This window comes from Streptomyces sp. UW30 (assembly GCF_008042075.1).
Taxonomy (GTDB): domain Bacteria; phylum Actinomycetota; class Actinomycetes; order Streptomycetales; family Streptomycetaceae; genus Streptomyces.
Genome location: NZ_RDBN01000008.1, coordinates 143,402 through 151,674 on the forward strand (window position 1 = coordinate 143,402; position 8,273 = coordinate 151,674).

Below are 8,273 nucleotides of genomic sequence, written 5' to 3' on the forward strand. Positions count from 1 at the left end.
TAAAAAAAAAAAGGCGCTGCTGAAGGTGGCACGCGAGGCGGGCGTGCGCGACGCACTGGAGGCACGTCTGCGGACGTACGCCTTCGGGTATCCGTCGGTGGGGTCGTCATACAGGACGCAGAGCACCTTGGCCATGTCGCGGCTCCTCAACTGGCGTTGCGGGAAGGTGCAGTTCACGATCCTCGTCGCCGAACGCCCTGGTCAAAGCGAACCTCTCTATGCCCGGATAGGCCGCGGCTATCAGCTGCGCAGATACGTCCGCAGACGTGCCTCCAGTGCGTCGCGCACGCCCGCCTCGCGTGCCACCTTCAGCAGCGCCTGCGCCAGGACCGACTGGGGTTCGCTGCGGGCGACGACCAGCCCGACGCGTGGTCCGTGCGCGGGGCCCTCCAGCGGGACCACCCGCATCCCCTCCGGCACCCCGAACATGTGCAGCCACGCGTGGGAGATCACGCTCGACCAGCGGCCGCCGGGCAGATGGGCGTAGAGCCCGGCGACGCTGTCCGTCTCGATGGCGGGGGCCGCCGTGGCTCCGTCGGCGGCGAAGCAGTCGTCGATGATCCGCCGGTTGCGCATCCGCGGGGACAGCAGGCACAGCGGCAGGGCGGCGGCCTGCGACCAGCGCGCGGTGTCGGAGCCTCCAAGGGGGCCGTCGACAGGGGTGAGGAGCATGTACCGCTCCTCGTAGAGCGGATAGCGGCGGACCTGGCGCAGCGTGTCGTCGTCCAGATAGGTCATCGCCGCGTCCAGCTCGAACTCCGCCAGTCCGTGGGTGATCTGCGCCGACGACAGCGACTCCAGGGCCACCGCGGCGCGCGGATGCCGCTCGCAGAAGGGAGTGGTGAGCAGGGAGGCGACGGGCAGGGCCGTCGGGACGACACCCAGCCGCAGGGTGCCGGTCAGGCCGCCGCGCAGTGCCGACAGCTCCTGGCGCAGTGCGTCCTGCTCGGCGAGGATGCGGTGCGCCCACGCCAGGACCACCTCGCCCTCCGGCGTCAGTCCCTCGTAGCGGCGGCCCCGGCGCACGATCGGCACGTCCAGTTCGCGTTCGAGCCGCCGGATCGCGGCGGACAGAGACGGCTGGGAGACGTAGCAGGCGGCGGCCGCCCGCGCGAAGTGCCGCTCGCGGGCGAGCGCGACGAGGTACTCCAACTGGCGCAGCAGCATGCGCGACCCCCTGGGGTTCCGGTGTGCCGACGTACAGCATTGGCCAGGCCGCGCGCCTGTTGCGAGTGAGTCCGCAGACCGCGCGCCGATGGGCGGACGCGGGGCGGCTGCCGATGGGGCGGTACGGCTCGGGGAACCGGGTGATCGACGGCGTGGGGCTGTCMCGGTTCGTACGGGAGCGGACAGCCGAGGAGGGCCCCTTCCACCCGGTCTCCCCCGCCTTCGCCTACGCCCTGCGGGACGCGGGCGTGGCCTGATCAGGGTTCGGCGGGAGGCGGGCGTGGCCCGATCAGGGCCTGCCGGCGGCCCAGCCCGCTCCCGTCCTCCCCGTCATTCCCAGGCGCTGTATCCGCCGTCCACGTGAATCGCCTCGATGCCGCTGATGTACCGGGCGCCGCAGCGGTCCTGGGGCAGGACGAGCTGCGGTCCCGCACGGTCGAGCGGCGTGTCGTCGAGGGTGACCGCCAGCAGGACGGGGGCACGGCCGAAGTCCGGGTCGATCTCCGCCCAGGACAGCAGGGCACGGTGACCGTCGGCGCCGCGTACGGCGATCAGGAAGCGCAGGCGGTCCTTGCGGCGGGCGGGGTCGAAGACGGGACCGGCGTCCGTGAGGACGTCGTGCAGGAGCGGCCCGGTGAAGCGATGGCTCTGCACGCCGCTGGTGGCGCACTCGAAGGCGACCTCGGCCCGGTGCTGGGGCCAGCCGAGCAGGTCGGGCACCGTCAGGCGGGCCGGGTGGTCCAGGTCTCCGGCGAGGACGAGTTCAGCCGCCGGTCCGGCGGTCGTACGGGCAGCTGCGAGGGACTGACTCACGGGCTACCACCTCCTGGGTGACCGTACCCGAACACCGCCCCCGTAGAAACGCACATGCCATGCCAACAGATGATGGATGCGGCTCATGCAAAGCGACAGGAGACTTTACCCTCGCAGTTGCGGCATTATCATCGGCGTATGCACACCTACCGGATCGGTGACGCGGCCGCGTTACTCGGGGTCAGCGCCGACACCGTGAGGCGTCTGGTGGACGGCGGGAAACTCACCGCCGAACGCGACGGGTTGGGCCACCGCATCATCCCCGGCCCGGCCCTCGCGGCCTACGCCCGGCAGCTGCACCGGGCCGAACGGGAGTCCACCGGCTCCTCGGCCCGCAACCGGTTCTCCGGCATCGTCACCGACGTGATCCTCGGGGACGTGTCGGCGCAGGTGGAGATCCAGGCCGGACCGTTCCGGGTGGTGGCGATGGTCAGCCGCGAGTCGGCTGAGGAACTGGGGATGGAACCCGGCGTTCCGGCCGTCGCCGTGATCAAGTCGACCAACGTGGTCGTCGAAAGACCGTAGCTGAGTCCGTCAGGACCAAAAGGGAGTGGACCCGTGATGACCCGTACCGCGCGCCGGAACCGCCGCATGTTGCAGGTGACCGGCGCAGGCGCCGCCGCCCTGCTGGCCCTGAGTGCCTGCTCGTCCTCCGACTCGGATTCCGCCGGGTCGGACTCCTCGGCGTCGGCCTCCGCGTCGGACAAGCTGTCCGGCGAGGTGACCGTCTTCGCGGCGGCCTCGCTGAAGGAGAGCTTCACGGCGCTGGGCAAGGAGTTCGAGAAGGAGCACCCGGGTACGAAGGTGACCTTCAGCTTCGGCGGCAGCGACGCCCTCGCCGCGAGCATCACCGGCGGAGCCCCGGCGGACGTGTTCGCCTCCGCCAGCCCCAAGACGATGAAGATCGTCACGGATGCGGGCGACGCCTCCGGCACGCCGGCCACCTTCGTCCGCAACCAGTTGGAGATCGCGACCCTGCCGGGCAACCCCGACAAGATCGCCTCCCTCAAGGACCTGACCAAGTCGGACCTGAAGGTCGTGCTGTGCGACAAGACGGTGCCGTGCGGTGCCGCCGCCCAGAAGGCCGTCGACGCGAGCAAGCTGAAGCTGACGCCGGTCTCCTACGAGGAGGACGTCAAGTCCGCCCTCAACAAGGTGGTGCTGAAGGAGGCCGACGCGGCAGTCGTCTACAAGACCGATGTGAAGGCCGCGGGTGACAAGGTGGAGGGCGTGGAGTTCCCCGAGTCCGCCGACGCCATCAACGACTACCCGATCACCGTGCTGAAGGAATCGCGGAACACCGAGGCCGCCAAGGCGTTCATCGCGCTGGTGCAGTCCCCCGAGGGCCAGAAGGTCCTTTCCGAGGCCGGGTTCCTCCAGCCGTGACCTCCCCGTCCATGGACAAGGCCGACGCCGCGGACACCCTGACCGGTGGCCCGCGGCGCCGCCGCGTCCGCGGGGACCATGCCGGACGGCGCGTGCGCGGGGGCGTGCCGCTGCCGCTGCTCCTGCCCGCGCTGATCGGCCTGGCCTTCCTGGTCCTCCCGCTCGTCGCCCTGCTGATCCGGGCGCCCTGGCGGAGCATGCCCGACCTGCTGACCAGCTCCGAGGTGTGGCAGGCCCTGCAGCTGTCCCTGGTCTGCGCGACGGCGGCGACCGCGGTGAGCCTGGTGATCGGGGTGCCGCTGGCCTGGCTGCTGGCCCGGGTCGAGTTCCCCGGGCGGGGGATAGTACGGGCCCTGGTCACCCTGCCACTGGTGCTGCCGCCGGTGGTCGGGGGTGTGGCGCTGCTGATGGCGCTCGGCCGCAACGGCGTCGTGGGCCGGTGGCTGGACGACTGGTTCGGGGTCACGCTGCCGTTCACGACCGCGGGCGTGGTGGTGGCGGAGGCGTTCGTCGCGATGCCGTTCCTCGTCATCAGCGTGGAGGGCACCCTGCGCGCCGCCGATCCGCGCTACGAGGAGGCCGCCACCACCCTGGGCGCCTCCCGCTTCACCGCGTTCCGCCGGGTCACCCTGCCCCTCATCGCGCCCGGCATCGCCGCCGGAGCCGTCCTCGCCTGGGCCCGGGCGCTCGGCGAGTTCGGCGCGACCATCACCTTCGCCGGCAACTTCCCGGGCCGCACCCAAACCATGCCCCTCGCCGTCTACCTCGCCCTCCAGAACGACCCCGAGGCGGCGATCGCCCTCAGCCTGGTGCTGCTGGCCGTGTCGATCGCGGTGCTGGCGGGGTTGCGTGACCGATGGATGACCGCCTCATGACCGACACCGAGAAGACGACCGTCGACGCTCGCACCGGGACCGGTGGGGGCCTCGACGCCCGGCTGGTGGTGGAGCGTGGCGCCTTCCGACTGGACGTGGCCCTGAACGCCGCACCCGGCGACGTGGTCGCGCTGCTCGGTCCCAACGGCGCGGGCAAGACGACCGCCCTGCGGGCCCTCGCCGGTCTCGTCCCCCTGTCCGACGGTCATCTCCGGCTGGACGGGGCGGAGTTGGACCGTACGCGTCCGGAGTCCCGGCCGGTCGGGGTCGTCTTCCAGGACTACCTGCTGTTCCCGCATCTGTCCGCGTTGGACAACGTGGCGTTCGGGCCGCGCTGCCATGGGGCCACCAAGGCGGAGGCCCGTGCGCGGGCTGCCGGGTGGCTGGAGCGCATGGGTCTCGCCGAGCACGCCGGCAGCAAGCCGCGCAGGCTCTCCGGCGGTCAGGCGCAGCGTGTCGCCCTCGCCCGCGCGCTGGCCACCCATCCGCGGCTGCTGCTGCTCGACGAGCCGCTCGCCGCCCTCGACGCCCGCACCCGCCTCGACATCCGCGCCCAGCTCCGCCACCACCTGGCCGACTTCGAGGCGGTCGCCGTGCTGGTCACGCACGATCCGCTGGACGCCATGGTCCTGGCCGACCACCTGGTCGTCATCGAGGGCGGTCATGTCGTGCAGGAGGGCACGCCGTCCGACATCGCCCGGCATCCGCGCACCGACTACATCGCGCACCTGGTCGGCCTCAACCTCTACCGGGGAGAGGCCGAGGGGCACACGGTCCGCGTCGACGCGGGACCCGCGATCACGACCACCGAGGACCTCACCGGGCCGGTCTTCGTCGCCTTCCGACCCAGCGCGGTCACCCTGCACCGCGAGCGCCCCACCGGCTCCAGCGCCCGCAACCTCTGGCGCTGCGAGGTGGCCGGCCTGGAGACCCACGGCGACCAGATCCGCGCCGACCTCACCGGCGAACTGCCGCTGGCCGCCGACCTCACCACCATCGCCGCCGCCGAGCTCGACCTGCGCCCCGGCGTCACGGTGTGGGCGACGGTGAAGGCCACCCAGACGCACGCGTACCCGGCGTGAGGGGTCGGCGCGTGGCAGGGCTGCCCTGGTCTGCGAGGGATCACGGGGCGTTTGCCTCGCGGCTGCGACGGGGTTCCCGCGGGCAGCGCACATGCCGGACTACGGTGGACCGGACAGCACCCCGAACGGGGGCAAAACCCCCATACCCTGCGAGGCGTACGACCATGAGCCTGAGCATCCGCAACCAGATCCCCGGCACCGTCACCTCCGTCACCCCGGGGGAGGCCATGGCGACGGTCAAGGTCCGCCTCGCCGGCGGCCAGGACGTCACCGCCGCCATCACCGCCGACGCCGTCAAGGACCTGGGCCTCGCGCAGGGCTCCGCCGTACACGCCCTGGTCAAGGCCACGGAGGTCGCACTGGCGACCGGCCCGGTGGAGGGACTGTCCATCCGCAACCGGCTGTCCGGCACGGTGCGTGAGGTCGCGACGGGCGCCGCCATGGCCTCGGTGCGCGTCTCGGTCGACGGCGGCGAGATGACCGCTGCCATCACGAAGGACGCGATCACCGATCTCGGCCTCGCGGCGGGCTCCGCCGTCACCGTCCTGTTCAAGTCGACCGAGGTGTCGCTCGCGACCGTCTGAGCCCGGTACGGCGTCCCAACGGGGCGAGTCCTGAACCGGCCGCACCCGTCCCGTCGGTCAACTGCCCGGTGCCTCCTGGAGCTTGGCGAGGGTCAGGACCTCGCCGCCGATGCCCCAACCGCCGTCGGGGACCTCCTCGACGAGCACCAGGGTGGTGGCCCGGGCACGTTCGCCGTAGACGTCGACGTACAGCTCCGTGGCGGCGGTGACGAGGTGCTCCATCTGCTCGGTGGTGAGGGTCCCGGCGGGGACCTTGAAGTTCGCGAACGGCATGGTGGGGGCTCCCCCTGGACTCGGGTTCGGTAAGGCACTTGCGGGCTCCACCCTCGGCCGACGCCAGGCCCGTGACCAGGGCTGTGCTCACCCTGGGGTCGCCATCCCCTGGGTGAGCGGGCCGGTCGGGGGCAGGATGGGCGGCGTGAACCTCTCCGAACTCGCCGCGTTCCTCAAGTCCCGGCGCGCCCGCGTGCGGCCCCGCGATGTCGGGCTCACGGCCGGGCCCCGGCGTCGCGTCCCGGGTCTGCGCCGCGAGGAGGTGGCGCAGTTGGCCGGCCTGTCCGCGGACTACTACACGGAGCTGGAGCGGGGCCGTGGCGCACAGCCCTCCGACCAGACGCTGGCCGCCCTGTCGCGCGCGCTGCGGCTGAGCAGGGACGAGCGCGACCACCTCTTCCACCTGGCGGACCGCCGTATCCCGCCGGCCACGCACGGCCCGGCCGCACATGTCGAGCCCGGCCTGCTCAGCCTGCTCGACCGGCTCACCACGACGCCCGCCATGGTCATCACCGCTCTCCACGAGACCTTGGCGCAGAACGCACTGGCCGCCGCTCTGGTCGGAGCGCATCCGCCGGTCGGCGCGCCGGCGGCGGCCGGCCCCACCACCGGTTTCCTCTACCGCTGGTTCACGGAGCCGTCCTCGCGCGACCTCTATCCGCCCGAGGACCACCCCCACCACTCCGCCGTGTTCGTCTCCGACCTGCGGGCGGTGGCCGCCCGGCACGGCCGGGACGCCGGGATCGCCGGGCTGGTGGCCCGACTGCGGCGGTCCAGCGAGGAGTTCAGCGCGCTGTGGGACACCGGTGACGTGGGCGTGCGCCGGGCCGATCACAAGCGGATCGTCCATCCCACGCTCGGCGTCATCGAGGTGGACTGCCACAGCCTGTTCAGCGAGGACGGCCACCAGCGGCTGCTGTGGTTCACCGCGCCGCCGGGCTCGCAGGGCGCGGCGCGGCTGGAACTGCTCTCCGTGGTCGGACGCCAGGACATGTCTGCGGCGGGTGAGGAACGGGCCGTCTGAGGGCCGGGGCACCGGCGAGATCGCCGGGCACCGTGGCCCGGGAGCCCCGGGCCGGCGCCTCGCTCACCCCTCTGGGGAGTTCAGCCACTTCTGGCCGCCGAGCGGGAACTCGTACGCCGGACGCCCGTTGTTGCCGCTCGTCCGGAACGGCCTCCCGCCGTCGTCGACGACCACCGTGCCCTTCCGGTCACCGCTGGACCACACCAGCTCCAGGTACCACCGCACGTCGTACGCCGACGCGTCGGCCGTGACCTCGAAGACCTCCGGGTCCGACTCGCTCACCTTCAACGGGAAGTCCCGCTGCCCGGCACCGGCGACGACGGTCGGCCGAGCGCCGTCGAGCGCCACGCTGAAGGGCCGGGTCGGCACATCGCCTCCGCACCCGACACCCATCACATAGTCGTTCCAGGCCGGTGGTGTGTCCTTGCCGACCACCCGGACCTTCAGGCCCTCGACGACCACCGTCTCCTCCCCCGTGCCCTGGACGGTGAGCCTCAGCAACTGCTCCCCTGCCGACACCGCCTTGTAGGCCCCGACCCAGGCCGGCGCGTCCTGCTCCACCGGCGGCGGACCGACCTCCGTCGCGGGCCGGTCGATCAGATAGTGCTGGGAGCAGGGGCCCTCCCAGCTGTACGGCCGGGTGTGCACGGTGAGTGGAGGCTTGGAGTCCGGCTCGGCGGCCGTGCCTGCCCCGCCGTTGCCCGTGCCGTTCGTCGAGGTCGCGGAGGACGACGGGGACTTCGGCCGGTCGGGCTCGGTGCCCTTCGACGGGGACGCCGACGCGCTCTCCTCGGTCTTCGTCGGACGGCCGGGTGTCCGGCCGGAGGCGTCCTTCGAGGCGGCGGCACCGACGGCGCTGCCCCGTCCCGCGTCGCCCTGCTCCCCGCCCGACGGCAGACTCACAGCCAGCGCGGCGGCACCGAGCCCGACCGGCCGAAGTCCCCGTCGTCCTCCGCGACCTCGACGAACGGCACGGGCAACGGCGGGGCAGGCACGGCCGCCGAGCCGGACTCCAAGCCTCCACTCACCGTGCACACCCGGCCGTACAGCTGGGAGGGCCCCTGCTCCC

Annotated in this window: 11 protein-coding genes; 7 read left to right on the top strand and 4 right to left on the bottom strand. The window is 72.5% G+C overall.

The annotated features are described in order from the left end of the window. Positions 1-240 precede the first annotated feature (240 nt). Entirely contained in the window at positions 241-1,167 is a 927-nt protein-coding gene (locus tag EAO75_RS08585) for a LysR family transcriptional regulator (protein WP_147994451.1), read from the bottom strand. Positions 1,168-1,232: 65 nt separating this feature from the next. Here EAO75_RS08585 and EAO75_RS48515 point away from each other — a divergent pair, with 65 nt between their 5' ends. Beyond that, a complete protein-coding gene (locus EAO75_RS48515) occupies positions 1,233-1,424 on the top strand; it encodes a hypothetical protein (protein ID WP_410092218.1) in 192 nt (63 codons plus the stop codon). A gap of 73 nt (positions 1,425-1,497) precedes the next feature. On the opposite strand, the gene EAO75_RS08595 is transcribed toward EAO75_RS48515, so the two are convergent. Then, the gene (locus tag EAO75_RS08595; protein ID WP_147994453.1) at positions 1,498-1,980 is read right to left on the bottom strand and encodes a molybdopterin-dependent oxidoreductase; all 483 of its coding nucleotides are present in this window, start codon (positions 1,978-1,980) and stop codon (positions 1,498-1,500) included. A gap of 138 nt (positions 1,981-2,118) precedes the next feature. On the opposite strand from EAO75_RS08595, the gene EAO75_RS08600 reads away from it, so the two are divergent. From EAO75_RS08600 to EAO75_RS08620, 5 genes are all read left to right on the top strand, one after another. Next, the gene (locus tag EAO75_RS08600; protein ID WP_187284351.1) at positions 2,119-2,505 is read left to right on the top strand and encodes a molybdopterin-binding protein; all 387 of its coding nucleotides are present in this window, start codon (positions 2,119-2,121) and stop codon (positions 2,503-2,505) included. 36 nt (positions 2,506-2,541) lie between these two features. Further along, positions 2,542-3,366: a molybdate ABC transporter substrate-binding protein gene (gene modA, locus EAO75_RS08605; RefSeq protein ID WP_147994454.1), complete on the top strand. Its 825-nt coding sequence runs from the start codon at positions 2,542-2,544 to the stop codon at positions 3,364-3,366. A gap of 11 nt (positions 3,367-3,377) precedes the next feature. Then, on the top strand, positions 3,378-4,241 hold the full coding sequence (gene modB, locus EAO75_RS08610; RefSeq protein ID WP_147994475.1) for a molybdate ABC transporter permease subunit: 864 nt from the start codon (positions 3,378-3,380) through the stop codon (positions 4,239-4,241). Next, a complete protein-coding gene (locus EAO75_RS08615; protein WP_147994455.1) occupies positions 4,238-5,323 on the top strand; it encodes an ABC transporter ATP-binding protein in 1,086 nt (361 codons plus the stop codon). The genes modB and EAO75_RS08615 overlap by 4 nt, the downstream gene beginning before the upstream one ends. A gap of 164 nt (positions 5,324-5,487) precedes the next feature. Continuing rightward, positions 5,488-5,907, top strand: a complete 420-nt coding sequence (locus EAO75_RS08620; RefSeq protein ID WP_147994456.1) for a molybdopterin-binding protein — start codon at positions 5,488-5,490, stop codon at positions 5,905-5,907. A gap of 57 nt (positions 5,908-5,964) precedes the next feature. Here the strand turns inward: EAO75_RS08620 and EAO75_RS08625 are convergent, their stop codons facing one another. Beyond that, entirely contained in the window at positions 5,965-6,180 is a 216-nt protein-coding gene (locus EAO75_RS08625) for a tautomerase family protein (protein ID WP_147994457.1), read from the bottom strand. 145 nt (positions 6,181-6,325) lie between these two features. On the opposite strand from EAO75_RS08625, the gene EAO75_RS08630 reads away from it, so the two are divergent. Beyond that, entirely contained in the window at positions 6,326-7,204 is an 879-nt protein-coding gene (locus tag EAO75_RS08630) for a helix-turn-helix transcriptional regulator (RefSeq protein WP_147994458.1), read from the top strand. A gap of 63 nt (positions 7,205-7,267) precedes the next feature. Here EAO75_RS08630 and EAO75_RS08635 read toward each other — a convergent pair whose 3' ends face one another. After that, positions 7,268-8,107, bottom strand: coding sequence for a hypothetical protein (locus EAO75_RS08635; protein WP_187284352.1), 840 nt, complete (start codon positions 8,105-8,107; stop codon positions 7,268-7,270). Positions 8,108-8,273 lie beyond the last annotated feature (166 nt).

Bases quoted from the DNA above. Each gene is read 5' to 3' on its own strand.
- EAO75_RS08585 (WP_147994451.1), bottom strand. From the start codon at position 1,167: ATGCTGCTGCGCCAGTTGGAGTACCTCGTCGCGCTCGCCCGCGAGCGG.
- EAO75_RS08600 (WP_187284351.1), top strand. From the start codon at position 2,119: ATGCACACCTACCGGATCGGTGACGCGGCCGCGTTACTCGGGGTCAGC.
- modA (WP_147994454.1), top strand. From the start codon at position 2,542: ATGACCCGTACCGCGCGCCGGAACCGCCGCATGTTGCAGGTGACCGGC.
- modB (WP_147994475.1), top strand. From the start codon at position 3,378: ATGGACAAGGCCGACGCCGCGGACACCCTGACCGGTGGCCCGCGGCGC.
- EAO75_RS08615 (WP_147994455.1), top strand. From the start codon at position 4,238: ATGACCGACACCGAGAAGACGACCGTCGACGCTCGCACCGGGACCGGT.
- EAO75_RS08620 (WP_147994456.1), top strand. From the start codon at position 5,488: ATGAGCCTGAGCATCCGCAACCAGATCCCCGGCACCGTCACCTCCGTC.
- EAO75_RS08625 (WP_147994457.1), bottom strand. From the start codon at position 6,180: ATGCCGTTCGCGAACTTCAAGGTCCCCGCCGGGACCCTCACCACCGAG.